Below are 23,980 nucleotides of genomic sequence, written 5' to 3' on the forward strand. Positions count from 1 at the left end.
GTGGAGGAGTTGCAAAGTTCTATTTTGTACGATCCCTATTCGGAGCATCCGTAATATAGGGACGCGGGACATCGGCAGTCATTGGAAACCTGATAAGGACTCGCATCATCGCAGTCGGGAAGAATGGAACTGCCGGCCATAAATACGGAACGCCCATTGGTCTAAGTGAACATAAATAATAAAACAATACAGCGATAGATATAAAAAATCCGGGCGCTCCTAAAATTGCTGTCGCCAAAAGTATGCATATCCTGAAAACTTTCGTTGTGATGCTCAATTCATACGATGGAATTGCAAAAGTGAAAATAGCACTAACGGCTACGTAAAGAACGACTTCTGGCGTAAATAGCCCAACATCGATTGCAACTTGGCCGATGACAATTGCTGCAACTAAACCCATAGCAGTAGACATCGGCGTCGGCGTATGAATGGCTGCCATACGTAGTACTTCAATTCCAATATCCGCGAATAATAGCTGTATGATAAGGGGTATTTCTCCAATATCATTCGGGCCGATATAGCTTAAAAAATCTGGAAGATAATGCTGTTTTGTCGCAAGCAAATACCAAAATGGCAATAGTACAAGGCTCAAACCAGCGCCCACAAAACGTGTCAGTCGCACAAAAGTACCAATCAACGGAGCTTGCCTATATTCTTCTGCATGCTGAAGATGATGGAACAACGAAACCGGAACGAGTATAACCGATGGCGACATATCGACCATGATGGCAATATGCCCTTCCAATAAATGTGCTGCACATATATCAGGTCGTTCAGTAAAACGAACAAACGGCATCGGATGAAACCTCTGTTTGAACAGAAACTCTTCAAGTGATTTGTCGGTCATCGTAAGACCATCATGAACTATTTTATCGAGTCGCTCTCGTATATAAGCAAGATGCTTTTCACTTGCCGCACCTTGAATAAACGCTATCGCGACGTCGGTTTTTCCATTAATGGTGGTCTGATGCATTTCGAAACGCAAATCCTCGGTGCGAAGCCTTCTACGAACAAGCGCAGTATTTAGAATGATATTTTCTGTAAAACCATCCCTAGCACCTCGAATTACTTTTTCAGTATCCGGCTCCTCAGGCTGCCTGCCAGGGTAAGACCTAACGTCGATTACGAACGCATAGCCGCTTGGTGTAATGAATGCAGCTTGTCCGCTCAAGATAGACGTTAGCAATTCATCTTTATCTTTTACCTCTGCGACGGAATGGTACGGAAAAAACGTTAAAAAACGTTCGCCGTCATCTCCAATTTCCTCGTCCCATCCGTCTTTACCTTGCATTTCTGTTAACAGCATCAATAAGCTATCACCATCAACGAGCCCGTTAATATACAGAAGTAATGCGGGCATTTCCCAAAGATGAATCGAACGGGCCATTGCATCAAATGTTTCATCCTTGCCGAAACATTGATAAAACCATTCTTCTCCCTCTTTCATCGATTTGAAGAGTTTTTCCATTACATTAATCCGTCCTCACTTTTTTACCGTACTTTCTTCTAAATTAGCCCCCATCCATGACTTTAATTGGGCTAATATTTTCTTTTCTAGTCTTGACACTTGAACTTGCGATATACCTATTCGTTCGGCAATATCACTTTGTGTGCAGTCCAAGTAATATCGCATGTAGATAATCGTTTGGTCTCTTTTATTTAATTTTGAAATGACATCGCGCAAAGGGATGTGATCAAATACTCTTTCTGAACGGTCATCTCTAAGTTGGTCCATTAACGTTAAACTGTCGCCTTCATTTTCATATAATTGTTCATGGAGAGATGCGGGGTCCCTGAGAGCATCAGAAGCAAGTATGACATCGTCTAATTTAACTTCCAATATCTCAGCTATCTCCGCTAATGTCGGATATCTTCCACTTTTTTTCACATAATCGTCTGTTGCATGACGAATCTTGAAGCTGAGTTCACGAATTGAACGACTTACTTTCACCATGCCGTCATCTCGTAAAAAACGTTGAATCTCCCCGACAATCATCGGAACTGCATAAGTGGAAAACTTCACTTCATAGGAAAGATCGAATTTATCAATTGACTTCATCAGGCCGATGCAGCCGATTTGAAACAGGTCTTCCGGATCTGCGCCCCGGGAACCAAAACGTTGAACAATAGACCAAACGAGACGCGTATTTCCTTCAACCATCAATTTCCTGGCCTCTTTATCGCCTTCCTGCGAAACTTTTATTAGTTCTCTCATCTTCTCCTGGGACAATAAAGCATGCTTGTTCTCAACGGATGCGTCCATACGTCACCTCATTCTGCTCGTTTCCGTAATCGGAGAAAACTTTTTCTCGAATTTGACTACTGTACCTGAGCCAATTACCGATTCGACGGACAAGCTATCCGAAAAACTTTCCATAATTGTAAAACCCATTCCAGAACGTTCCATATGCGGTTTACTTGTGTACATCGGTTCCATTGCGCGGGCTAAATCATCAATTCCGGCCCCTTCATCACTCACAGTCATCGATACTGTATGGTCATCAATTTTTGCGTGGATTTTCACTAGACTTTTCCCGTCATTTTCGTATCCGTGAAGTATTGCATTAGTTACCGCTTCCGAAACAATCGTTTTGAATTCTGAAATTTCTTCAATTGTCGGATCTAACGGGGTAATAAAGCATGTCATCGCCATTCTCGCTAGTGCCTCATTCTCTTCGATTGCAACAAAAGATAAAGTCATCTCATTGTTCATGTACAACCCCTCCAATCTCCCCGATCGCTTCTTCGATCGTACAATATCTAATATTTTCACCAAGTCCTGAAAAGCCAAAGATTTTTTTCATAGTTGCAGATGGATTTAGAATGAGAGTCTCCCCGCCACTGGGTGATAAATCACGCATTCTCCCAAGAACAAGTCCAATCCCTGCGCTATCCATAAATCCTAGCCCTTCCAAATCCCAAATAACTGCACGTACTTGTCCCGTAAAGATTGCTGCTGAAATGTCCGAACGGATTTGATTTGCCTTATGATTGTCTAGTTCACCTCTCAGTGTTGCTATTAAAATCCCGTTATCAATAATTTCAATTTTCGCCATAGAAAATCCCTCCTTCATGCGCTTCTTTCTACATCACTGAAGGGGAATCCTTTAACACAGCAAAACTAGTCAATAACCGGTAAAACTTCTTACATTTCGACATATATCCGCTTTCCGTATAAGTATTGACCGCTTCGAATTGATTTACACATAGAATAAAAAAAAGCTATCCTTTTAACCGATAAACTCAGTTAAATAAGATAGCTTTTCACTTTATCAATCAGCCATGAATGACTTCGCCAATAAGTTTCGGCGGAAGGACCGCCTCATCGCCAATTATTATATGATTTTGAAGTAGTGTCATTGATTGTTGAACCTCTTCGGTATTCGAATGAATGACGGCGAGTACATCGCCTTTTTGAACAGAATCGCCTATTTTCTTCTTCAATATTATACCGACTGACAAATCAATTTCATCATCTTTATCAGCACGTCCAGCACCTAACAACATCGCCGCGACGCCGATATCATTTGCTCCCATGGAAGTAATGTAACCTGACTTTTCAGCTTGAACTTCTATTTTATACTTCGCTGTCGGAAGAAGCGTAGTGTCATGAATTATTGCACGATTTCCACCTTGTGCTTCAATAAGCGTTCCAAACAACTCAAGTGCCGTGCCGTCCTTTATCACCTGCTCCAGCATTTCACGGCCTTCTTTCAACGTATTTGCTTTCTCGCCCACGACAAGCATCTGGCTTCCGAGAACAAGACAAAGCTCTGTTAAGTCCTTTGGCCCATTACCTCTTAGCGTATCGATCGCTTCAATGACTTCAAGAGAATTCCCAATAGCATTTCCAAGTGGCTGGCTCATATCCGATATAATTGCCATCGTATTTCGCCCTAGGTGATTTCCAATCTCCACCATTGATTTAGCTAGCGCCAATGCATCTTCTTTCGACTTCATGAATGCACCCGAGCCTGTTTTCACATCAAGAACAATTGCATCGGCTCCAGCTGCAATTTTTTTACTCATAATTGAGCTTGCGATAAGCGGAATACTATCTACAGTTGCCGTTACATCTCTTAATGAGTATATTTTCTGGTCTGCAGGCGTCAAGTTTTTACTTTGACCCATTATCGCCAATTTCAAATCATTTACTTGTTTGACAAACTCATCACTGGACAACTCAATATGAAAGCCTTCAATCGATTCTAGCTTGTCCAAGGTGCCACCAGTATGTCCAAGTCCCCTGCCACTCATTTTCGCCACTGGAACGCCGCAGGCGGCCACAAGCGGGACAAGAATCAGAGACGTCGTATCTCCAACCCCGCCCGTTGAATGTTTATCGACTTTTACGCCGTTAATTGATGATAAATCGATTTGAGTACCTGATTCTACCATGGCCATGGTTAAATCGGCTCGTTCTTCAGCAGTCATACCTTTAAAATAAATTGCCATCAACAATGCGCTGGCTTGATAATCGGGAATTGCGTCAGTTGTGTAACCGTTAATAAAATAAATAATCTCTTCTTTTGATAAAGAACCGCCATTTCGTTTTTTCTTAATAAGATCAACCATTCTCATCGTTAATCCACCTTCTCCTCAAGTAATGATAGAAAACTTTGTCCGAATTCTGGCAACTTCACGTTAAAGTTATCTGCTATTGTTGCGCCTATATCCGAGAACGTTTCTCTGATTGGCATTGAGCCGCCTCTTTTAAATGAGGGTGAATAAACTAGCAATGGAACGTATTCTCGAGTGTGGTCAGTGCCTTCGAAAACGGGATCATTGCCATGATCTGCCGTGATGATCAATAAGTCATCTTTCCGAAGTAAATTCATCATTTCCACTAACCTCGCGTCAAACTCTTGAAGTGCGTTTCCATATCCGATTGGATCACGTCGATGGCCAAATAACGCATCGAAATCAACCAGATTTGTAAAGCTGATGCCATGAAAATCTCTTTCCATTACTTCTAGCAGCTTATCAACACCGTCCATATTACTGATTGTTCTCACAGAGTCCGTAATTCCTTCACCATTAAATATATCTGATATCTTGCCTATCGCAATCACATCGTAATTCGCATCTTGAAGTTCATTCATCACCGTACGATTAAAAGGCTTTAATGCATAATCATGTCTGTTCGTCGTCCGAGTGAAATTGCCCGGTTCTCCGATAAACGGGCGTGCAATTACGCGACCGACTAAATATTCAGGCGATAGTGTAAGTTCGCGTGCAATTTCACAAATTCTATATTGCTCCTCAATCGGAATAATATCCTCATGTGCGGCAATTTGAAGAACGGGATCCGCAGAAGTATAAACGATTATCGCGCCCGTTTCCATATGTTCCTTGCCAAGTTCATCAATTATTCCCGTACCGCTTGCAGGCTTATTGCCAATTACTTTTCGACCCACTCGTTTTTCAAGTTCAGCAATAAGTTCCGATGGAAATCCATTGGGATACACTTTAAACGGTTTATTGATGTTCAGCCCCATTATCTCCCAATGACCTGTCATAGTATCTTTTCCAACAGATGCTTCCTGCATTTTCCCATACATCGCCAATGGTTCTTTCGCTACTGGCACTCCTTCAATCTGCCGGATATTTGACAGTCCTAGCTTAGCCATATTCGGCATATGTAACCCATTCATCGCTTCTGCTATATGACCAAGTGTGTCTGACCCTACATCTCCAAATAAGTTAGCGTCCGGCGCTTCTCCAATTCCGACAGAGTCGAGTACAACCACATGGATTCGTTTAAATTCTTCTTTCTTCATTCAGTATATTCCTCCTGTTTTTTCATGCACGCGGATGAAATTTCACATAAACTTCTTTCAATCGTGTTCGACTAACATGCGTGTATATTTGTGTTGTTGAAATATCAGCATGCCCAAGCATTTCTTGAACAGCTCGTAAATCAGCACCATTTTCAATTAAATGGGTAGCAAATGAATGCCTTAAAATATGGGGGGTCATTTTCTTTTGAATGTTGACGCTTAACGCATGAGCCTTTAATAACTTCCAACATCCTTGTCTTGTTAATCTTCCACCGCGCATATTGACAAACAATGCCTCCTGCGGACTGCTTAGCTTTTCAATAAATCTTGGTCGTGCCTCATTAATATAGCTTGTGCAAGATTGAATGGCTTTATTTCCTAATGGAATAATTCTTTCTTTTCCACCCTTCCCAAAAACACGGACAAATCCCATCGTTAAATGAATATTGTCGAGATCGAGATTAATAAGTTCACTAACCCGCATTCCAGTTCCGTATAACATTTCAAGTAGCGCGGTGTCTCGTATGCCTTGGGGCTTCGATTGGTCGGGTGCATCGATTAACCGCCCAACCTCTTCTAACGATAAAACCCGAGGTAATTTTTGTTCGATTTTCGGCAGCTCTATGTGTACCGTTGGATCGTTTGTTGCAACTTTTTCCCGCAACAAAAACTGATGGAAAGAACGGATAGAAGAAATATGTCTTGAAACTGTTCTTGCAGACTTTCCTTCATCTTTCATCATTTGCAAGTAGCCGATGATATTTTGTCTAGTAACTGCATCAATAGACCCTATTTTCGATTTATCAATGAAATCGATGTAGTCCATCAAATCCCTGCGATAGGATGAAATCGTGTTTGCAGCTAATTGACGTTCAATTTTTAAAAAATGCAAATAATCTTCAAGGGCAAATTGTGTACTTTCCATTTGAATCCCCCTTTACCATAACGACAAAGAGGGCAGCATAAGGCTGCCCTCATATTAAAATCATTTTTCAGTTGCTCTTTCTTTACACCGTTTACAAATTCCGTGAAAAGTTAACCAGTGATCTTTTATTGAAAATTCCCAGCGGCTTTCAACAATTTTTTCTACTTCTCCAAGAAGGTCTTCTTTAATCTCGTCAACTGTACCGCAATCTATGCAAATCAGATGATGATGAAAATGAGTCGCACCCTCTTGCCTCAAATCATAGCGCGAAACACCGTCTCCAAAGTTGATTTTATCAACAATCTTTAAATCTGTTAGCAATTCAAGTGTTCTATACACAGTTGCAAGTCCGATTTCAGGAGACTTTTTTTTCACGAGCAAAAAAACATCTTCTGCACTTAAATGATCCGCCTCATGCTCAAGGAGGACCACGACTGTAGCTTCACGCTGTGGCGTCAACTTATAACTGGCGCCATGTAATTGTTTTTTTATCCGATCAATTCGGCTCTCCATAGGACGCCCCCCTCAAACTGTCTTCATTATATCAAAAGAGGTTTATAGAAGACAACAGAAAGGAAAGGAGAATCTACGGAATGACTTATTTGAGAATATAGTAAAAAATCGAATATTCAATTGCGGTAATGAGAATTACCAAGCCCAGTAAAAATAATAAGGCTTTATCATTGCGACTTCTCTGCCCGACAGTCCGAATGAAAAAGGGCGGTTTTAAAATTGCGCAAAATAGAAGCAGTAAAAAACAAATGGCGAGTTGGAATGGAAACCACCAAACTGTGTACGATAACATCTTCATCCCCGTGGAAAGTAAGAAACCCGTCGACAGACCAAATAACACACATTTTAATGCACCAATAAAAGTAACGAGAAAACGTAATTTCTTAACTAAAGAAAAAGCAAAAGCGACGAGAAAAAAAGTAGCATTCATTAACATCGGTCTGATAAAATTCGCTCCGTGATCTTCAACAACCCTGCCATCAAATAATACGAGCAATTTTTCTACAGATGCTAAAGGCATCTCTCGGAATAATAGCGCACCACCGAGGTATCCAACAGCAAGAATGACGAAAAGATAAGTAAATGAGAGTGAACGGATCATTGACTGCACCTCCGCTTATTTAATATAGCGTATGCTCGTCCATGAGAAAATAGTTCACTTTTTCAATTGATGTTTTGCATAAATTACAGCAAAAGCTGTCTTGGCATCATAAATTTCTCCTGAAGCAACCAATTGCTCCGCTTCATTTACTGTTACCTCAAGTAGTTCAATAAATTCATCTTCGTCGCCTTCGGCAGGATTGGCAATCTTGTATAAATTTTCTGCCAAGTAAAGATGAATTATTTCGTTGGCGAAACCCGGTGAAGTTGCAAAGGATTGAATATATGCCACTTGATGAGCGCCATATCCAGTTTCTTCTTCTAGCTCTCGAATTGCTGTAACTTTTGGGTCTTCTCCAATTTCAATACGCCCCGCCGGAATTTCGATCAATGTTCGATTAAGACTCTTTCGATATTGCTTAACTAAAATAAGTTTCCCTTCATTTGTTATCGGTATTAAAGCAACAGCACCGGGATGTTCAATCAGTTCACGTTGCGCCCGATTACCATCTGGCAGTTCAACCTCTTCAAGCCTGAGTGAAATTATTTTACCATCATAAATTGTCTTACTCGACAGTGTTTTCTCTTCAAATTTATCCACTATACCAACCCTTCCATATGGAAATTATGTCGAGGTCATTGTACCATGATTATTAATAAGGTGGTGTTTCCATGAAAAAGAGAGAGTTAGGAAAAAGCGGATTATTCGTATCTGAGCTGTCGTTAGGAACAATGTCATTGCCAGATAATGAAACGGAAGCAAAAAACATTGTAGATGCTGCAATTCATGCTGGTATTAATTTTTTCGATACCGCCAATATTTATGATGGCGGCAAAAACGAAAAGCTTGTCGGAAAAGCACTGAAAGAACGGCGTGAAAATGTAATTCTTGCTACGAAAGTTGGCAACAAATTAAATCCCGATGGCGAGGGATGGACATGGAATCCTACGAAAAACCACATCATGGAGGAAGTGAAGCATAGTCTACGTAGACTCGGAACGGATTACATTGATTTGTACCAGCTTCATGGCGGAACGATTGAAGACAATATTGACGAAACCATCGATGCTTTTGAAAGCCTAAAAAAAGAAGGGTTAATTCGCCAGTATGGAATTTCATCGATACGACCGAGCGTCATTAAACGCTTTCTGGAAAAAAGTACTGCTATTTCGGTTATGATGCAATATAGTTTACTCGATCGAAGACCAGAAGAATGGTTTCCGTTAATAAGCGGTTTAGATGCTTCGATTATTACAAGAGGAACTGTAGCAAAAGGTTATTTGACATTGGAAGGTCAGGGAAGAGCAAATGCATCGGACGGTTTCGCTCTTTATAACGCCTCAGAACTGCAAAGCGCCGTAAATTATTTGAACGATGAAGTAGACGATTTACACGCAGCTTCAATTGCCTTTGCACTTCAAGACAAAACAGTCGCCTCCGCATTAGTTGGAGCACGGACAACGAAGCAATTGCTTGATTCAATTATTGCATATGAAAAAGGTTGTTCAACTGACCAACTCGAAAGACTGAAAACCTTAATTAAACGGCATGAATATAACGAGCATCGCATTTGACGCCAAAATAAAAACAGGACCATTAAGTCCTGTTTTTTCATTGTTTTAACGTGCATCCGGGAACACTCTTCGCATTGCTTCTGTAAATTCTTCAAAAAAACCTTCTACGGGGTCTCCTTGATTGATCTGTTCTACATACTCATTCATTCTATCTACGAAGTCAGGATTTAATGAGACATATACATTTTGGATGTTGTCATGTACTTCCCTAACTTGTTGAGCAATTTTGTTCTCCAAGTCAGGAGATAGAACTTGGTCTGGACTGTTATGGTTATTGTTGGCGTTATTGTTGGTATCTGCGTCGTTATTTGTTCCAGTATCCGTGTTTGTATCTGTGTCGGCATTATTATCGGCGGTCCCGTTATTATCCGTGTCACTGACTGTGTTATCCCCGTTTAATACTACAGCGGCATAGGCATTTTGATCGGTGACGATGACGGTTGCGTTCTCTACTCCGTTCATTTCCATTATACGATCAGCTGCATCTTGGGAAACTTCTAAATTTGTGTCACCATTATTATTGTTATTGTTATTGTTCGCATTATCATTTGTTCCTTGGTCAACGTTCGTATTAGCATTGTCAGCACCATTGTTTCTATCTTGATTGAAGTTACATCCCATTAAAGATAAAGATAGGAGCATTGCCGTTAAAAATAGTGAAACTTTTTTCATGAGTTTTCCTCCCTAATTTATTATAAGGATAGGATAGCCATATAAATGAAATTTATGTATTCATTTCAAAAAAGCTGCTCAAAAAAGAACAGCGTCTCGTATATCTAATTATTTTTTGTGTAAATTATTATTATTTTTTTTAGCTGCTTTGTTTTGTCCGATAACATTCAAATCATCAACACTGCGATCGTAGCCATATCCGTATTCTTCCCGATCTTTTTCGTTCCTCGTTTTTTCTTTGTTATCGTTTTGATTTGTGTTCAAATATAGTCACCTCCGTCCTGAATAGGTTGTTCAAGACGAAGACTTTTATGCTAAATTGTTATTAAGTGACCGAATAAAGAGAATAACGTTAGGCTGACGATGCTGATGGATATTGTTGAAATCATTCCTATGTATAATGGTTTTATTCCGAAAAAAATCAGAAATACCCCGACAATATTGTTAAAGGTAATTCTGATTTCTTCCCTAACTATTTAATTCGAAAGACTGTTAAGAAATTCTTCAATTTCTTCTTGTGTCTTGCGATTTTTACTAACGAAACGGCCCAATTCTTTTCCTTCACTAAAAGCAAGAAAACTGGGGATTCCGAAAATATCAAGTTCGACACATAAGTCGATAAACTCATCGCGATCGACTGAGATGAACGTAAACTCAGGATAATCCACCTCAAGAATCGGTAAAAACGGCTCAATCACTCTGCAATCTGGACACCATCCAGCAGTAAACATAAAAATTGTTCTTTCATCGTTTTTAAGCAGCTCAAATTGCTCCATCGACTGTAATTTCTCCATATTCTTTTCCTCCCTACTCAAAAAGATTCATGGCATTAATAGCTCCTGAATGAGTTCCTTCATGCCAACTCAAAAATTGAATGTATCCTTCAATGCTATCGATTGTCATTATATTATCGCCTATTATTAACGGCTCAACCGCTTTTTCAGCGAGTCTGTTTTCGACAAACGGGATGACTCTTTCCAATTGAACTCTTAACGCTGTTAATATCTCTTCACCTGTAGGGACGCTTCCTTCCCATTCATCGGGGCTCGTTCCATCGATAAATAATGGAATCCAATCTGGCTCTACAGGTTCATACGATTTTACACATTGATGAACAAACTGCTCTACAGTAACAAAAATATGACCCGCATGCCATAAAATATTATTATTAAAGCCCTTTGGTTGAACTTCCCACTTGGATTCTTCAACTCTTTTTAATCGTCCAATTGTATGCATTCGCGCTAATCGGAGTTGCTGTATTGTTTCGATTGTCACTCTCTCCCCTTCATAAGTTCTTACCATAACTGTAAATGATTCTGCAGCTTTTTGAAATAAAGTAGCTCTAGAAGGGAATTTTAGGTGTCATAAGGAAAAGAATAGCCTTGATTGAGGCTATCCTTTTTGATTTAATGATTGAATTTTTGAGAGAGTCATTAATCCACTTCTACAATCCAGTTAAACGGATCTTCAATCGCACCGGTTTGAATACCCGTTAAGTTTTCATATAATCTTTTTGATAATTGTCCGGTTACACCGTTGTTTACAACGTATTTATTGTCCTGCCAATTGAATTCGCCGATTGGAGATATGACCGCTGCAGTCCCTGTTCCGAAAGCTTCCTCCAAAGTTCCATTTTCAGTAGCTTCGCGAATTTCATCCATCGAGATTTTACGTTCAGTGACTGGAATATCCCAGTGATTCAATAATTGAATAATTGACTTCCTAGTGATTCCTTCTAATATACTTCCATTTAGCATCGGGGTGATTACTTCCCCATTTATTTTAAAGAAAACATTCATGCTCCCGACTTCTTCGATATACTTTTTTTCGACACCGTCCAACCATAGAACTTGCGCATAGCCTTTTTGACCGGCAACTTCTTGTGCTCTAAGGCCTGAAGCATAGTTTCCTGCTGTTTTCGCCGTTCCCGTTCCGCCTGCTACTGCACGAACATATTCATTTTCGACAAGTATTTTAACCGGATGGATACCTTCTTTATAATAAGATCCTACAGGGGATAAAATAATCATGAACGAATACTTTTTAGATGGTGAAACGCCTAAATGTGATTCTGTTGCGATCATAAAAGGCCGTATATAAAGAGATGTACCTTCCGCAGTCGGAATCCATTCTTTATCGATAATTAGTAGTTCTTTCAATGCTTCGATAGCTAAATCTTCATCGATTTGCGGCATACATAGACGTGCACTAGACTGATTCATTCTCCGCATATTTTGTTCTGGACGGAACAATCTCACGGATCCATCTTTCGATAAATATGCTTTTAACCCCTCGAATACCGTTTGCCCATAATGAAAAACAATCGCTGCAGGATCCAATGTTATTGGCTCGTAAGGAACGATGCGATGATCGCTCCAACCCTGTCCTTCGGTATAATCAGCAACAAACATATGATCAGTAAATACTCTTCCGAATCCCAATTGACTCGATTCAGGTTTCTTCTTTTTTGTTTCACATAATTTAACTTCAATCATTTGTACTGTCATGGTGAATTATCCCCTTCAGCTCTATATTTTTCAAATGAATATGACTCACCCGCATAGGCGTATTAATATCATATTATACCCTCATCAGCTGAAAAGGAAAAGCATATTTCAAATATTCCTTATTTAAATACAATTACTAAGCATTATGGTTTACCAATACTTGTTCTCTCGGTACAATTTAACATATAGCATATTGAAGGGGACGATAAAAAATGGAGTTAAATCAGTGGTTTGAACGGGGAATTACACCGGATGAGTATATTAAATCTTTGGAAAAACATAAGGCGGGTTTTTCCCATATTTATGCAAACTATTCAGTTCCAGAGGATGAAAGCTTTCTTCAATTGATCAAAGAAAAAGAGCTGCGTGTTATTGTATTAGCTGAACCTTGGTGCGGTCATTGCATGTTAAACATTCCTGTCTTACTTCGCCTGGCGGAAAAAACAAATACTCCAGTTCGAATTCTTCCACGTGATGAAAACTTAGAACTGATGGATCAATATTTAACAAACGGCAAATCGCGAACCATCCCGATTTTCATTTTCATCGATAATGATGGAAATCAAGTTGCTAAATGGGGTCCGATCGCCGAAAGAACGAAGCAATTTGTTGACCAATACAGAGATAAATTACCAGCAAAAGACGCTCCTGAATATGATGAGAAATTTAAAGAAATGATTGGAATCACAGCTAAAGCATTCAAAGAAGACAAACAGCTTTGGAGCGGTGCTTATGAGAGCATGAAAGAGACTTTGCTAGAAAATATTAAATAACAACTGTAATAAGTAAATTGAAAACACGGAAAAGTACGAGAAGATATTCATTTCTCGTACTTTTTTATAATTATCACTTTGAAAACACTCATTGTAAAATGAAATTAGTTGATTAGATTGCAGGGCGGCGACTCCTACGGGAATAGAGTGCAAAGATGGAAAGAACTTTAATAAAGGTCGAAAATTTCATTCATAAGCAGATTGATCAGTGAACGAGATGTATAGCAAATATATAACTAAGCAAATGGCCATTGTCAAGAATCCCCAACCGAGCGTGATTTGCTCGATTAATAAATAGTTGTTGCATAGTTGCACAGGCGATTTTACGTAGAGCAGTCCCAATCCAAAAGACATAATCGTAATTACGATTATAAGAATATTTCTTTTAAAGGTGCTAAGTTTTCTCCAACTATCTCGTAATGGCACTCCTGCTAAGAATGGCAAACTGATGAATTTAAAAACTTCAACGCTAGTAAGTGTTAAGGCCTCATCCATTGTTCTTGGAATCATCCAGTACACCAGTATAACTAAAAATAGAAGAATCCCTGGTATTCCGTTTTGATTCCATGTTTCGAAAAAATTCGGGAAACGAAGCAGAAAGAACTTTGCCATTTAAAATCCTGCGATTATTAGCAAGGGCATTTGCATATGCATATGGATTCCAATAGATTGGCGACAGGCCCGGATGGCTAGGAATATAAATAAAAGCAAACCATATTTAGCTTGTTTCATTTTCTATGCCCCCACTTCATCATTAAGAATATCAATAATTTTCGTTGCAGAACCTTCGATATCTTTATAATCCATGACATCAATCAAACTGCCTTCTTTATCAACCAAATAAAATGCCGAATTATGCGCATAATTCCCATATTCATCAGGAATAACGATAACACCGAACTCATCTAACAAAAAGTCCAATTCCGCTTGGTCTTCAATTCTGGCCATTCTCCACGTTTCCCCATCGCTTTCAAAATAGTTTTTGTACATATCCAATCTATCTGGATCATCCACGGTCGGGTCAAAACTAATGCTTAAAAACACGATTTCTTCACCAAGCAATTCCTCTGGAATCCGGTCATAAACCTCTGACATATTCATTTCCAATTCAATGCAAACTGTTGTACAAGATGTATAGATAAATGTTACCAACACATATTTGTCTTGAAATTCGGAAAATGGATAAATAAGATGATTGCTATCTTCCAGCGTCACGATTGGAAATTTAGGTTTATCTTCCTTTAATTGGTTCACTCTGGCAGTTTCAGCGGTATAAGCGGTAAATCCATCGGTCCCAAAAAAGAACAGCGCGAAACCGAATACGAGCACGACAACAATCCCTATTGAATTCCGATGTTTTCTCATCTGCACCACTTCCCATACAGTTTAGTTATCTAACAGCAAGAGAGATAGCCCCTTGACTATCTCTCTTTTCTGATAGCCCATTACCAGGTTCTAAATGGCGGCGATCCCGGCGGTGCATTTACGATTAAATCTACTAGGGGTATGACGTAGCCCATTGAAACGACGAGCAACATAAGGACAATCCATAATCCCCAACGATCTGTCCACATTGGTGTTTTTTCTTCTTCTTCCTCTGGTTCTGCAATCGGGAATTCTGTTTCCCCTTTTGGCGCAAAGAACATCATATGAAACACAGCGTACACTTGAATAAGTACACCGACGATCAGTAGAGTTCCGCCGATTGCTAACAAGAACATATACGGATCCCATCCAAGTGCGACTACATGGTCCCCGTAGGTTGTGTATGAAGTTCTACGAGGCGAACCAAGTAAACCTACATAATGCATGGCACCGGACATAAAGAGCATTCCGACTGTCCAAATTATTGTTTGAATAACCCCTACTTTATTCATCGCGGGAGTCAGCACCCGTTTAGATAGGAATGGGATTAACCAATAGGTGATTCCGAAGAACGTCAGGATAACGGAAGTACCAACTGTTAAATGGAAATGACCTACAACCCACATTGTATTATGAACGACTTGGTTTAATTGGTTTGTTGTCTGAGCAATACCACCCGCTCCGGCCGGTATGAAGGCAGCCATCGCAATGAATGGCGCTAGGAACCGGACATCTCCCCAAGGTAATTTTTTAAACCAACCGAGCAAACCTTTCCCGCCTTTTGCACGTCCTGTACGTTCAAATACGTAGAACATAGCAAATGCTGTCATTAATGAAGGAAACGCAATCGATAGACTCATAAACACGTGCAAGAATTTGAGAGCTTGTGTCATTCCCGGATCGACAATTTGATGGTGAAACCCGCCTGGAATGTTTGTGATGACAAGCAATACGACGACAATGCGCGTTAATGTATCACTAAATCGTCGTCCGCCGATAATTTTCGGAACAATTACATACCATGCAGACACTGCAGTCAAGTACCAAATATTCACGAGTGTATGCCCGAAAGACCAAAATAACGTACGACTGACCATAACGTTTATGGTTTCGAGCAAACCTGCCGACCAGAAGATTAAAGTAACAACTTCTACCGTGACACCGATACTCCCAAAGAATAATAGAACAAATACGCCTGTCGCAAAGAAAGCGAAAATCGGGATATGCTTTCCTGGATTACTTTTACGCCATTTGGCAATGTTGATAAATGCTCCAAACGCGCACACCCATACGCCCAATACGATTAAAGCCAATCCGATGCAAAAGAACGGCGATGCTGCCATTGGCGGATAAAACGTGTACAAGACTGTTGCTTCGTTCATTAATACCGGAATTACCGCGACGACAAAGCCAACCATTTTCATCCAAAAACCGATCCAGCCCATCTTTCTAACTTGCGGTAATAATCCGCCAAGAGTATGGGAAAGGCCCGCATAAAAATAACCTATCGTAAAGAATGCTGTTAATACTAGTACTAATAATATGCCGTGTGCCGTTAATACTTGATAATACGTGAACCAGGATGGTAATTGTAACAACCCTGCACGTTCCAACCCTTGAAATAACCCTAAAAATCCGCCTATTAGTAATGCTATAAACGCAACGGCCATATAAGATTTCGATAGTTTTGCATCCTCTGGAACTACTCCTAAAATTTGATGCGCTTTTTCTTTCATTGTTTTCTTTTTAGTTGTCTTTTTTAAATTTGGTTTGTTAATGACTGTTTCCACTTTACATCCCTCCTTTTATTTAACAGAAATTGTCGTACTCATCATTTGGTGACCGATTCCGCAGTATTCATTACACAGAATTAAATATTCGCCAGATTCTTTAAATGTTTGTGTGATCTTTTGAATATGACCAGGCATGACCATGGCATTTAAGTTCGTGCCAGCAACCTGAAATCCATGGACTACGTCTTTTGAAGTCATGGTAAATGTCACCTTCGCCCCGACAGGTATCTCAATATTGCTTGGTGTGAACCCGAAAGTTTGCAAGGTCATGACGACTTCGTATTCATTGTCCCCCGTTTGGAAAACGCCGGGATTATCGAATGGTGCTGTTTCATCTACTTTTTGCGGATCAATTGTTTCCTTATGACTTGGGGGACCCATCCCCATTGCAAATGTTTGATAACCGACGACTAACATAAATATGACTAAGATTCCGAAACTTAATGCCAGCCAAATTTCTTCGTAACGATGCATTTTCATGGTTTTTCCTCCTTATACTCTAATCATGTATAAAACGAATAGTACTAAATACGTGGCGATAATGACTGCGGCTACGACCCCCACTGAAAACATTGTTCCTTTAAGTGAGTATTTCTCGTCTTGTTCTACCTCTTTCTTGACATTAGATTTTTCGGTTACCATCCGAAAGCACCTCCTATATTCTTCTTGTTTTCAGCATAATTGATAATCATTCTCAACGATGTGATATTAATCACACTTACAAGAAGTAGTTTGTAAAGTGTTTATAACGATGTATCATGACTCGACCCGAAAGTTTGCCATGACAATGTTTTTGGACTTTCTAAACAACTATTTTCGTATTGATAGACAGACTTTTTAATAGTGACGAATTGATGAACAAATCAAACCTTGAAAAATAAAAAATGCTGTTCGAATGAGAATTCTCATTCGAACAGCATTTTTCTGATTCAATATATTTCTTCTTTTAATTTATCAGGGTAAATGTAAAAATGACCATCAACCAATTTCACTTTTTCTTCTTTTCGTAGTTGTGAAATCATGCGGTTTACAGATTCCCTCGTCGTTCCGATCATATTTGCAAGATCCGAATTCGTGAATTTAGTATTTATTTTAATCCAACCATTCTTCTCATTGCCTTTATGGGTTTCACCAAGGCGAATTAATAGAAGAAGAATTCTTTCCTTCGTGCTTCGTAAAGCCATCTCTTCTAATCGCTGTTGCGAATCAACAATTAAATCGCCTAAAATTCGGAATAACTTTATTGAAAGTTGGGGATTTGCGATTAAAACATTTTCAAAATCTTTAAGCGAGATTAAAAAAAGTGAAGTATCCTCAATCGCTTGCGCATTAGCCGGATAGTTTTCCTTTCGGAAAAAACCGACGTTCGGGAACATGTCACCTTGCTGTTTCACGCAAATGATTTGCTCTTTTCCCGACAGATCGTTTCTAAATACTTTCACTTTACCTGAAGCAACAATATAAACATGCGTAATTGGCGTTTCATGTAAAAAAATAATGTTTTTATCTAAAAATGTTCTTTTCGTCATAACCTCGAGAAAAGGTTTAATTTCCTCATCTGTTAAATCTTTAAATAGCTTTACATTTCTAATAATGTTTTCGAGCTTTTCCAATAGAAACACCTCCTAGATTCTGACTGTTATCTATACTTTTTATTTTAACATATATTATTGATTTAGCGAGACATCCTGATGTCGAGATTTCGAAATTATAATCTATTGGCACTTAGTCGGATGTGATAGCCGTGGAAACATCATATAACTCTACGTCGATATCAAGTGTTTCACCAAGCGCGAGCTTTGAAAGTTGATAACCCAAATAAGGTCCAATCGTCAACCCTGATGCACCAAGTCCATTTGCAAGAACCAGCCCCTCTACGCCGGGTACTTCCCCGATGATAGGCAAAAAGTTCGGCGTGAATGGTCTGAAGCCGACACGGGCCTCTAAAAATTCACCTTCTGCTAAACCAGGAGCTATCGTTAATGCTTTATCAAAAATTTCGTGCAAGCCGCCAGCTGTTACTTTCTGATTGTATTCCATATCATCCTCATGAGTCGCTCCAATTATGATTCGCCCATTACCAAATGCAAGTATATATTGATTGGTAGGCGGCATGACTACAGGCCAGTTTTCTGTGTTTTTATCCTCAAGTCGAAGATGGACAATTTGGGCTTTTTGGCCTTTCACTTGAAGTTTTATCCCGAGCGGCGATAATAACTCGCCTGCCCAAGCACCGGCTGCGACAATTACTTTGTCTGCGCTATATTTTTTATTGCCAACGCTTACGCCGGTAATCTCTTTATTTGAATGTGTTAGAGCTGCCGAACCTCTTAAAACAATAGCACCATGTTTTTTCGCTGCATTTAACAGCGCGTTAACTAATTCGCGTCCATTTACCCTTGCCGCTCCGCTAATTTGAACCGCTCTGAATTCATTTGACAACGGAGGAAATAATGCATGCGTTTCTTCAGGCATTAGTTTTCGGACATCCCCGATTTCTTTAGCGTCTTTCCGCCTATCTATTACACGTTCTTCCATTTTATTCAGCTTTTCTGAATCGGTATGTAAACTAACCGCCCCGACTTTGCGGTAACCTGTTTCAGTTTCACCATCTTTTTCAAGTTGTGGAATAAGCGTATCAAAATACGCGGCTCCGCCTTTCGCAAGTGCATACCACGCCTTATTGCGCCGTTGGGATAACCATGGACAAATAATCCCTGCTGCTGCGTCTGTCGCCTGTCCGGGGTCCCCCCGGTCAATTACCGTTACATTGGCTCCAGCTTTGGCCAAATGATAAGCCGTTGACGCTCCCAATATACCTGCACCGATTATTATAAAGTCATTCATATGTACACCTTTTCTAGAGTAGATTTTATATTTCCACTTTACAATATATGTCTTAAAATCTCATCTTTAACATGAAAAAACGTGAAAGATTTAACTTTCACGTTTTTGATGTTCAATTAGTTAATGCCGATTGCTGCCATCAAAATCGTGACAGCTACCGCAATGATTGGAATGACAACTGCGACAACGAAAATGTCTTTATAACTTTCTCTATGGCTCATGCCGGTAATCGTCAGAAGTGTAAGGACCGCCCCGTTATGGGGTAACGTATCTAAACCACCCGACGCAAGTGAAGCCACCCGGTGAAACGCTTCAGGATTCATGCCCGTATCTATAGCAATCTCGTAATATTTTGAACCAAGTGCTTCAAGAGCTATTCCCATGCCTCCCGAGGCTGAACCAGTCGCACCCGCAAGCACGTTAACGGCAACAGCTTCAGATATTAGAGGGTTTCCTTTAATGCCCATTAGCAATTCTGTTAATTTTTCAAAACCAGGAACAATTTTAACTACGGTTCCAAAACCAACAGCTGCACTCGTATTGACAATAGCGGTCACCGAACCAATCGCCCCGCCGTTGATCGCTTTGACAAATCCCTTAAACTTTGTAATGTTTAATAACATAATGAGTAAAATTCCTGCAATTAAAGCTGTTACGATGTCCCATTTGAAAAGATTTAAAGTAATAAGTACTGTCAATAGTGGCAATATAGACAATATGAATAGTGGCGTAGAGCCGCTTGTATCCATAATTTTTGTATCTTCAGGCTCCGTATATACTTCTCCTGCGGTTGCCAATTGCTTTTCACGCCACCTAAGATAAAAATACCCGCCTACTCCCATAACTAAGGCTGCTGTAATTCCCAAAATCGGAGCTGCCATCGCATCTGTCTCGAAATATTTCATCGGTATGAGGTTTTGAATCTGCGGCGTCCCTGGAAGCGCTGTCATTGTAAACGTGAAGGCACCAAGCGCAACCGTACCTGGAATAAGTTTTCGGTTAATATTCGCTTCACGGAACAAAGACAAAGCTAGCGGATAAACCGCGAACACAACAACGAACAAGCTAACACCGCCGTATGTAAGCACTGCTGATGAAACAACGACACCAAGAATAGCTCGTTTTGTGCCAATCAGCTTTGTAAGAGCAACCGCGACAGATCTTGCCATACCTGAATCTTCCATTAGCTTCCCGAAAATTGCTCCTAACAGAAAGACTGGGAACCAGTCTTTTGCAAAACCAACAAAACCGCCCATATACGTATCTTTGTAAGCATCTAATAAATCCAAACCACCTGTGAGCGCAACTACACCTGCGGCAATCGGAGCAACCCAAATAATGGACCAGCCGATATAAGCCAGCACCATGAGGACTACTAGACCAAGAAAAATACCCAACATGAATAATACCCCCAAAAATTATGTATCTTAAATAGAATTCAACAGTTGAAACAGATTTATTTTTATTGTGCTGTATACCCGCCGTCAAGGACAACCGCTTGTCCCGTCATTCCTTTTGCTTTTTCGCTAGATAGGAAGAGTGCTAGATCTGAAATCTCGGAAACTTCCAATAAACGCTTTTGGGGCACGAGTGGATAAAGAACCTCATCCAATACCTTCTCAAGCGTTACATTACGATTTTTCGCAAGGTCTTCCATCTGATTACGCACAAGTGGCGTATCCACGTAGCCAGGGCAAATTGCGTTTACAGTAATGCCATGTTCTGCACCTTCCAGTGCGGTAACTTTAGTCAAGCCGATCACCCCGTGTTTTGCACTGTTATACGCTGATTTCCCCGCAAAGCCAATTACGCCATTTATCGATGCCATATTGAGAATACGACCGAACTTCTGCTTCTTCATAATCGGGAATGCATATTTTGTTGCAATGAACGGCGCTACTAGCATGATTTTCGTCATCAGCTCAAACTTTTCTACCGGGAAATCTTCAACCGTGTCAATATGCTGAAGACCTGCATTGTTGATAAGCACATCTAGTCTCCCGTACTTTTCAACAGTCGTCTCGATCGCCTGTTTGATTTCATCTTCCTTCGTGACATCGCACTTAATGCCGTAACAATCAATCCCAATTTCTTTTAGTGTTTCTGTCACTTCTTTTACCTTTTCCTCATTGACATCTGTAAAAACAACCTTTGCGCCTTCTTTTGCAAAAGCGGTGCCGATTTCATAACCTATCCCGCTTGCAGCTCCTGTAATAAAAACCACTTTACTATCCGACATTTTTTGTTCCTCCTATGATGATTTTGCAATTATCCCCTAAAGTAATCAAATTTGATGGAATTATATTGCAATATGAAGTATACCATATATATCCATGTAATTTTTAACCTTTTAGGCTCATTATCTTTTTAGGAATTAATATCCATGGTTATACGATGATTATTTGGGAGAAGGTATAGGATAGATTTCATTTGGAATGGAGGAAATTTTAAATGGCTAAAATTGCGGTAGAAGAACCATTTGATGACATGAAAACAGCCTTGGAGGAGAAAGGTCATGAAGTGACAATGTTCAACACAGATGAAAATGTCACAGGCTATGATCTCGGGGTCGTAAGAGCGATTAACGAAGGACATAATGACGAATTTACATTCCCTGTAGTTGCTATGACAGGAATGTCGATCAACGACGCTGTCGAAGCTGTTGAAAGTCGTTTAAGTCAAATGCAATAATGTGCTTTTTATCTGGCAGCATCGAGAGGGTGCTGCTTTTTCTAATGTCTTTTTTATATCTACATTTCTTGCATCATTCATTTATTCTGAAATAAACTATGATAGAGTAAACAAAAGACATCTGTAAAAAGGAGTTTAATAAATGAAAATTTACGCCCACCGCGGATCTTCAGGGACACATCCGGAAAATACGCTTGCTGCATTTCTGGATGCTGCGAAACTTCCTATACATGGTATAGAATTAGACGTACATATGACAAAGGATGGTGAATTGGTTGTCATACACGACGAAAAAATTGACAGGACTTCAAATGGCAAGGGGTTTGTCCAAGACATGACTCTTGCAGAATTAAGAAACTATGATTTCGGCTCATGGTTTTCATTTAAATTTAAAGGTGAAGTAATTCCCACTTTATACGAGGTTTTAGAAATCTATTTGGAAACAACACATCATTTGAATATTGAACTGAAATCGGATGTTATCAATTATCCAGGTATGACCGAGAAGGTTTTGGACCTAATTGGAAACTTAAATTTAGATAATCGTGTCGTCATTTCATCTTTCAACCTCGATGCAATTCGGACGGTAAAAGAACTTGCCCCACATATTGAGACGGCTGCTTTATTTATGAAACCATTAAATAATCCACTAGATTATGTTAGAGCAATTCCTACCGATGCATTACACATTAAAGCCCGAGCAGCTTTGAGGCCGTCAATGCGAGAAGTATACAGCGAAGGTATAATTGTTCGAGTCTTTACTATTAATACTTTTAAGTATTTAAGCGCTTTAAAAGAAATTGGAGTGGACGCTATTTTCACCGATTATCCTGAGAAACTGTACGAGTACATGGCAGACAGATGAATTGAATCTATTTTTAAAACTGCTTTAATCAGGTGGTCAGATTCCTTCAGTGAATCGACCACCTACAGGTAGATTGCTATTTCTACTATCCTTTTTCTGCCACATCTTTCACGCGTTGAACAAATTGGACGACGACTTTATCGTTTGCGAACAATAAAAACGGTTTAATGAACCATTTTAAAGGTCGATTTGTCGTTGTGTATTTAAAAAAAGTTTTATTGTCCTCTCGTTTAAGGAGTTCGTATTTTGCTGTAATTTCAAACATATTTGAAAGTGTGAAGCCGGCTTTCAGCATTTTTTCATTTGAAGCGTTCTTATATTCCATTGTTTCTACTTCGTACTCCATTACTCGTTTTCCTTCTTTATATTTCTGCAAATAGATACTGCCAACCTTTTCTTCCGTTTCTTTTATCGGTGTATTCTCAACGACTTGCGGCATGATTTTTTGCAACTCTTCTAACGATCCATTGAACAGCATCCAAACATCTTCGATTGGTGCATTTATCTCTATCTCTCTCGACCACTGTTTCATAAATTAATTCTCCTCCAGTTAGCGATTGCTTAATTTCCAACAATCACATTTTTAATTAATGCCAACCGTTCACGTGTTTTCAATTTTAGTTCCACCACTTTCGGCGTTTCAGCTGCAACGACATCAGCTTGAAAACCAAGACTGCGAGCAATACGCTTTGCTCTCGCTAGGTGATAATCGCTAGTAATAATTGTTATTTCTTCTATATAATCAGGAATCTTTTCAATAGAATAAAGTAAGTTTTCATAAGTAGAAGTTGACATGTCTTCAAATAATAAACGTTCTTCCGTTATGTCGTTTTCAACTAAGAAACGTGTCATGGCCTCCGCTTCGCTAATATGTTCGCCTGCTCCTTGTCCACCAGATAATATCAAGTATACATGAGGGTGTTGTTGTGCATAATCCAATGCAGCATCTAATCGATATTGCAATGAAAGCGAAGGAATTTCACCATTCACTTTTGCACCTAAAATGATTGCATATTCATTTGATCCACTAGCTTTCGGTTTCAATCCATCTGCCATCCATGCTCCTGTAAGAAT

The 23,980-nt window shown here is 39.7% G+C and carries 30 protein-coding genes; 4 read left to right on the plus strand and 26 right to left on the minus strand.

Translation table 11 applies throughout. The annotated features are described in order from the left end of the window. Nucleotides 1-19 precede the first annotated feature (19 nt). From G8782_RS03090 to G8782_RS03135, 10 genes are all read right to left on the minus strand, one after another. On the minus strand, nt 20-1,468 hold the full coding sequence (locus G8782_RS03090) for a spore germination protein (RefSeq protein WP_172369437.1): 1,449 nt from the start codon (nt 1,466-1,468) through the stop codon (nt 20-22). A 15-nt stretch (nt 1,469-1,483) separates the two neighbouring features. Beyond that, on the minus strand, nt 1,484-2,263 hold the full coding sequence (locus tag G8782_RS03095) for a SigF/SigG family RNA polymerase sporulation sigma factor (protein WP_172369438.1): 780 nt from the start codon (nt 2,261-2,263) through the stop codon (nt 1,484-1,486). Between the two features lie 3 nt (nt 2,264-2,266). Beyond that, nucleotides 2,267-2,713 (minus strand): anti-sigma F factor, encoded by a 447-nt coding sequence (gene spoIIAB, locus G8782_RS03100; protein WP_172369439.1) that lies wholly within the window; start codon nt 2,711-2,713, stop codon nt 2,267-2,269. Beyond that, the gene (locus tag G8782_RS03105; RefSeq protein WP_246231529.1) at nt 2,703-3,056 is read right to left on the minus strand and encodes an STAS domain-containing protein; all 354 of its coding nucleotides are present in this window, start codon (nt 3,054-3,056) and stop codon (nt 2,703-2,705) included. Before G8782_RS03105 ends, spoIIAB begins: the two co-directional genes overlap by 11 nt. A 220-nt stretch (nt 3,057-3,276) precedes the next feature. Continuing rightward, nucleotides 3,277-4,581: a pyrimidine-nucleoside phosphorylase gene (locus G8782_RS03110; RefSeq protein WP_172369441.1), complete on the minus strand. Its 1,305-nt coding sequence runs from the start codon at nt 4,579-4,581 to the stop codon at nt 3,277-3,279. 2 nt (nt 4,582-4,583) lie between these two features. Next, entirely contained in the window at nt 4,584-5,780 is a 1,197-nt protein-coding gene (gene deoB, locus G8782_RS03115; protein ID WP_172369442.1) for a phosphopentomutase, read from the minus strand. A 22-nt stretch (nt 5,781-5,802) separates the two neighbouring features. After that, complete coding sequence (gene xerD, locus G8782_RS03120) at nt 5,803-6,705, minus strand: site-specific tyrosine recombinase XerD (RefSeq protein WP_172369443.1); 903 nt, start codon at nt 6,703-6,705, stop codon at nt 5,803-5,805. Nucleotides 6,706-6,765: 60 nt separating this feature from the next. Next, nucleotides 6,766-7,218, minus strand: coding sequence for a ferric iron uptake transcriptional regulator (gene fur / locus G8782_RS03125; protein ID WP_172369444.1), 453 nt, complete (start codon nt 7,216-7,218; stop codon nt 6,766-6,768). A gap of 85 nt (nt 7,219-7,303) precedes the next feature. Next, entirely contained in the window at nt 7,304-7,819 is a 516-nt protein-coding gene (locus G8782_RS03130) for a hypothetical protein (RefSeq protein ID WP_172369445.1), read from the minus strand. Nucleotides 7,820-7,873: 54 nt separating this feature from the next. Further along, nucleotides 7,874-8,419, minus strand: a complete 546-nt coding sequence (locus G8782_RS03135) for an NUDIX domain-containing protein (protein WP_172369446.1) — start codon at nt 8,417-8,419, stop codon at nt 7,874-7,876. 71 nt (nt 8,420-8,490) lie between these two features. Between G8782_RS03135 and G8782_RS03140 the strand changes: the two genes are divergently transcribed. Beyond that, the gene (locus G8782_RS03140; protein ID WP_172369447.1) at nt 8,491-9,393 is read left to right on the plus strand and encodes an aldo/keto reductase; all 903 of its coding nucleotides are present in this window, start codon (nt 8,491-8,493) and stop codon (nt 9,391-9,393) included. A gap of 45 nt (nt 9,394-9,438) precedes the next feature. Here G8782_RS03140 and G8782_RS03145 read toward each other — a convergent pair whose 3' ends face one another. From G8782_RS03145 to G8782_RS03165, 5 genes are all read right to left on the minus strand, one after another. Next, nucleotides 9,439-10,065, minus strand: a complete 627-nt coding sequence (locus G8782_RS03145) for a YhcN/YlaJ family sporulation lipoprotein (RefSeq protein WP_172369448.1) — start codon at nt 10,063-10,065, stop codon at nt 9,439-9,441. 108 nt (nt 10,066-10,173) lie between these two features. Next, nucleotides 10,174-10,329 carry a hypothetical protein gene (locus tag G8782_RS03150; RefSeq protein ID WP_172369449.1) on the minus strand — a complete coding sequence of 52 codons (156 nt, stop codon included), beginning with the start codon at nt 10,327-10,329 and terminating at the stop codon, nt 10,174-10,176. Nucleotides 10,330-10,541: 212 nt separating this feature from the next. Continuing rightward, nucleotides 10,542-10,859: a thioredoxin family protein gene (locus G8782_RS03155; protein WP_172369450.1), complete on the minus strand. Its 318-nt coding sequence runs from the start codon at nt 10,857-10,859 to the stop codon at nt 10,542-10,544. Between the two features lie 13 nt (nt 10,860-10,872). Continuing rightward, nucleotides 10,873-11,340, minus strand: coding sequence for a DinB family protein (locus G8782_RS03160; RefSeq protein WP_172369451.1), 468 nt, complete (start codon nt 11,338-11,340; stop codon nt 10,873-10,875). Nucleotides 11,341-11,498: 158 nt separating this feature from the next. Further along, nucleotides 11,499-12,572 (minus strand): branched-chain amino acid aminotransferase, encoded by a 1,074-nt coding sequence (locus G8782_RS03165; RefSeq protein WP_172369452.1) that lies wholly within the window; start codon nt 12,570-12,572, stop codon nt 11,499-11,501. Nucleotides 12,573-12,784: 212 nt separating this feature from the next. On the opposite strand from G8782_RS03165, the gene G8782_RS03170 reads away from it, so the two are divergent. Beyond that, nucleotides 12,785-13,345, plus strand: a complete 561-nt coding sequence (locus G8782_RS03170; protein ID WP_172369453.1) for a thioredoxin family protein — start codon at nt 12,785-12,787, stop codon at nt 13,343-13,345. A 186-nt stretch (nt 13,346-13,531) separates the two neighbouring features. Here the strand turns inward: G8782_RS03170 and G8782_RS03175 are convergent, their stop codons facing one another. The 9 genes from G8782_RS03175 to G8782_RS03215 all read right to left on the minus strand — a co-directional run bounded on the left by G8782_RS03175 (nt 13,532) and on the right by G8782_RS03215 (nt 21,589). Next, entirely contained in the window at nt 13,532-13,957 is a 426-nt protein-coding gene (locus G8782_RS03175) for a hypothetical protein (protein ID WP_343034932.1), read from the minus strand. Between the two features lie 123 nt (nt 13,958-14,080). Then, complete coding sequence (locus G8782_RS03180) at nt 14,081-14,710, minus strand: SCO family protein (RefSeq protein ID WP_172369454.1); 630 nt, start codon at nt 14,708-14,710, stop codon at nt 14,081-14,083. Nucleotides 14,711-14,790: 80 nt separating this feature from the next. Further along, nucleotides 14,791-16,446: a cbb3-type cytochrome c oxidase subunit I gene (locus tag G8782_RS03185; protein WP_172370192.1), complete on the minus strand. Its 1,656-nt coding sequence runs from the start codon at nt 16,444-16,446 to the stop codon at nt 14,791-14,793. 69 nt (nt 16,447-16,515) lie between these two features. Further along, on the minus strand, nt 16,516-16,983 hold the full coding sequence (locus G8782_RS03190) for a cytochrome c oxidase subunit II (RefSeq protein WP_172369455.1): 468 nt from the start codon (nt 16,981-16,983) through the stop codon (nt 16,516-16,518). A 12-nt stretch (nt 16,984-16,995) separates the two neighbouring features. Further along, a complete protein-coding gene (locus G8782_RS03195; RefSeq protein ID WP_172369456.1) occupies nt 16,996-17,145 on the minus strand; it encodes a cytochrome c oxidase subunit 2A in 150 nt (49 codons plus the stop codon). Nucleotides 17,146-17,432: 287 nt separating this feature from the next. After that, nucleotides 17,433-18,116, minus strand: a complete 684-nt coding sequence (locus tag G8782_RS03200; protein ID WP_172369457.1) for a Crp/Fnr family transcriptional regulator — start codon at nt 18,114-18,116, stop codon at nt 17,433-17,435. Nucleotides 18,117-18,228: 112 nt separating this feature from the next. Further along, nucleotides 18,229-19,350: an NAD(P)/FAD-dependent oxidoreductase gene (locus G8782_RS03205; RefSeq protein WP_172369458.1), complete on the minus strand. Its 1,122-nt coding sequence runs from the start codon at nt 19,348-19,350 to the stop codon at nt 18,229-18,231. 116 nt (nt 19,351-19,466) lie between these two features. Further along, on the minus strand, nt 19,467-20,750 hold the full coding sequence (locus tag G8782_RS03210) for a GntP family permease (RefSeq protein WP_172369459.1): 1,284 nt from the start codon (nt 20,748-20,750) through the stop codon (nt 19,467-19,469). 62 nt (nt 20,751-20,812) lie between these two features. Further along, on the minus strand, nt 20,813-21,589 hold the full coding sequence (locus tag G8782_RS03215) for a 3-hydroxybutyrate dehydrogenase (protein ID WP_172369460.1): 777 nt from the start codon (nt 21,587-21,589) through the stop codon (nt 20,813-20,815). 212 nt (nt 21,590-21,801) lie between these two features. Between G8782_RS03215 and G8782_RS03220 the strand changes: the two genes are divergently transcribed. Next, nucleotides 21,802-22,041 (plus strand): YkuS family protein, encoded by a 240-nt coding sequence (locus tag G8782_RS03220; protein ID WP_172369461.1) that lies wholly within the window; start codon nt 21,802-21,804, stop codon nt 22,039-22,041. Nucleotides 22,042-22,183: 142 nt separating this feature from the next. Further along, nucleotides 22,184-22,906: a glycerophosphodiester phosphodiesterase gene (locus G8782_RS03225; protein ID WP_172369462.1), complete on the plus strand. Its 723-nt coding sequence runs from the start codon at nt 22,184-22,186 to the stop codon at nt 22,904-22,906. 85 nt (nt 22,907-22,991) lie between these two features. Here the strand turns inward: G8782_RS03225 and G8782_RS03230 are convergent, their stop codons facing one another. Together G8782_RS03230 and G8782_RS03235 are read right to left on the minus strand one after the other, a co-directional pair. After that, a complete protein-coding gene (locus G8782_RS03230) occupies nt 22,992-23,438 on the minus strand; it encodes an SRPBCC family protein (RefSeq protein WP_172369463.1) in 447 nt (148 codons plus the stop codon). 29 nt (nt 23,439-23,467) lie between these two features. Beyond that, nucleotides 23,468-23,950, minus strand: coding sequence for a YdcF family protein (locus G8782_RS03235; RefSeq protein WP_246231530.1), 483 nt, complete (start codon nt 23,948-23,950; stop codon nt 23,468-23,470). Nucleotides 23,951-23,980 lie beyond the last annotated feature (30 nt).

The sequence above is a fragment of the Sporosarcina jiandibaonis genome (assembly GCF_013184495.1).
Classification (GTDB): Bacteria; Bacillota; Bacilli; order Bacillales_A; family Planococcaceae; genus Sporosarcina; species Sporosarcina jiandibaonis.

Excerpts from the sequence above, each read along its gene's own strand:
- G8782_RS03090 (WP_172369437.1), bottom strand. The coding sequence starts at position 1,468 with ATGGAAAAACTCTTCAAATCGATGAAAGAGGGAGAAGAATGGTTTTAT.
- G8782_RS03095 (WP_172369438.1), bottom strand. The coding sequence starts at position 2,263 with ATGGACGCATCCGTTGAGAACAAGCATGCTTTATTGTCCCAGGAGAAG.
- spoIIAB (WP_172369439.1), bottom strand. The coding sequence starts at position 2,713 with ATGAACAATGAGATGACTTTATCTTTTGTTGCAATCGAAGAGAATGAG.
- G8782_RS03105 (WP_246231529.1), bottom strand. The coding sequence starts at position 3,056 with ATGGCGAAAATTGAAATTATTGATAACGGGATTTTAATAGCAACACTG.
- G8782_RS03110 (WP_172369441.1), bottom strand. The coding sequence starts at position 4,581 with ATGAGAATGGTTGATCTTATTAAGAAAAAACGAAATGGCGGTTCTTTA.
- deoB (WP_172369442.1), bottom strand. The coding sequence starts at position 5,780 with ATGAAGAAAGAAGAATTTAAACGAATCCATGTGGTTGTACTCGACTCT.
- xerD (WP_172369443.1), bottom strand. The coding sequence starts at position 6,705 with ATGGAAAGTACACAATTTGCCCTTGAAGATTATTTGCATTTTTTAAAA.
- fur (WP_172369444.1), bottom strand. The coding sequence starts at position 7,218 with ATGGAGAGCCGAATTGATCGGATAAAAAAACAATTACATGGCGCCAGT.
- G8782_RS03130 (WP_172369445.1), bottom strand. The coding sequence starts at position 7,819 with ATGATCCGTTCACTCTCATTTACTTATCTTTTCGTCATTCTTGCTGTT.
- G8782_RS03140 (WP_172369447.1), top strand. The coding sequence starts at position 8,491 with ATGAAAAAGAGAGAGTTAGGAAAAAGCGGATTATTCGTATCTGAGCTG.
- G8782_RS03145 (WP_172369448.1), bottom strand. The coding sequence starts at position 10,065 with ATGAAAAAAGTTTCACTATTTTTAACGGCAATGCTCCTATCTTTATCT.
- G8782_RS03155 (WP_172369450.1), bottom strand. The coding sequence starts at position 10,859 with ATGGAGAAATTACAGTCGATGGAGCAATTTGAGCTGCTTAAAAACGAT.
- G8782_RS03165 (WP_172369452.1), bottom strand. The coding sequence starts at position 12,572 with ATGACAGTACAAATGATTGAAGTTAAATTATGTGAAACAAAAAAGAAG.
- G8782_RS03170 (WP_172369453.1), top strand. The coding sequence starts at position 12,785 with ATGGAGTTAAATCAGTGGTTTGAACGGGGAATTACACCGGATGAGTAT.
- G8782_RS03175 (WP_343034932.1), bottom strand. The coding sequence starts at position 13,957 with ATGGCAAAGTTCTTTCTGCTTCGTTTCCCGAATTTTTTCGAAACATGG.
- G8782_RS03180 (WP_172369454.1), bottom strand. The coding sequence starts at position 14,710 with ATGAGAAAACATCGGAATTCAATAGGGATTGTTGTCGTGCTCGTATTC.
- G8782_RS03185 (WP_172370192.1), bottom strand. The coding sequence starts at position 16,446 with ATGAAAGAAAAAGCGCATCAAATTTTAGGAGTAGTTCCAGAGGATGCA.
- G8782_RS03190 (WP_172369455.1), bottom strand. The coding sequence starts at position 16,983 with ATGAAAATGCATCGTTACGAAGAAATTTGGCTGGCATTAAGTTTCGGA.
- G8782_RS03195 (WP_172369456.1), bottom strand. The coding sequence starts at position 17,145 with ATGGTAACCGAAAAATCTAATGTCAAGAAAGAGGTAGAACAAGACGAG.
- G8782_RS03205 (WP_172369458.1), bottom strand. The coding sequence starts at position 19,350 with ATGAATGACTTTATAATAATCGGTGCAGGTATATTGGGAGCGTCAACG.
- G8782_RS03210 (WP_172369459.1), bottom strand. The coding sequence starts at position 20,750 with ATGTTGGGTATTTTTCTTGGTCTAGTAGTCCTCATGGTGCTGGCTTAT.
- G8782_RS03215 (WP_172369460.1), bottom strand. The coding sequence starts at position 21,589 with ATGTCGGATAGTAAAGTGGTTTTTATTACAGGAGCTGCAAGCGGGATA.
- G8782_RS03220 (WP_172369461.1), top strand. The coding sequence starts at position 21,802 with ATGGCTAAAATTGCGGTAGAAGAACCATTTGATGACATGAAAACAGCC.
- G8782_RS03225 (WP_172369462.1), top strand. The coding sequence starts at position 22,184 with ATGAAAATTTACGCCCACCGCGGATCTTCAGGGACACATCCGGAAAAT.
- G8782_RS03230 (WP_172369463.1), bottom strand. The coding sequence starts at position 23,438 with ATGAAACAGTGGTCGAGAGAGATAGAGATAAATGCACCAATCGAAGAT.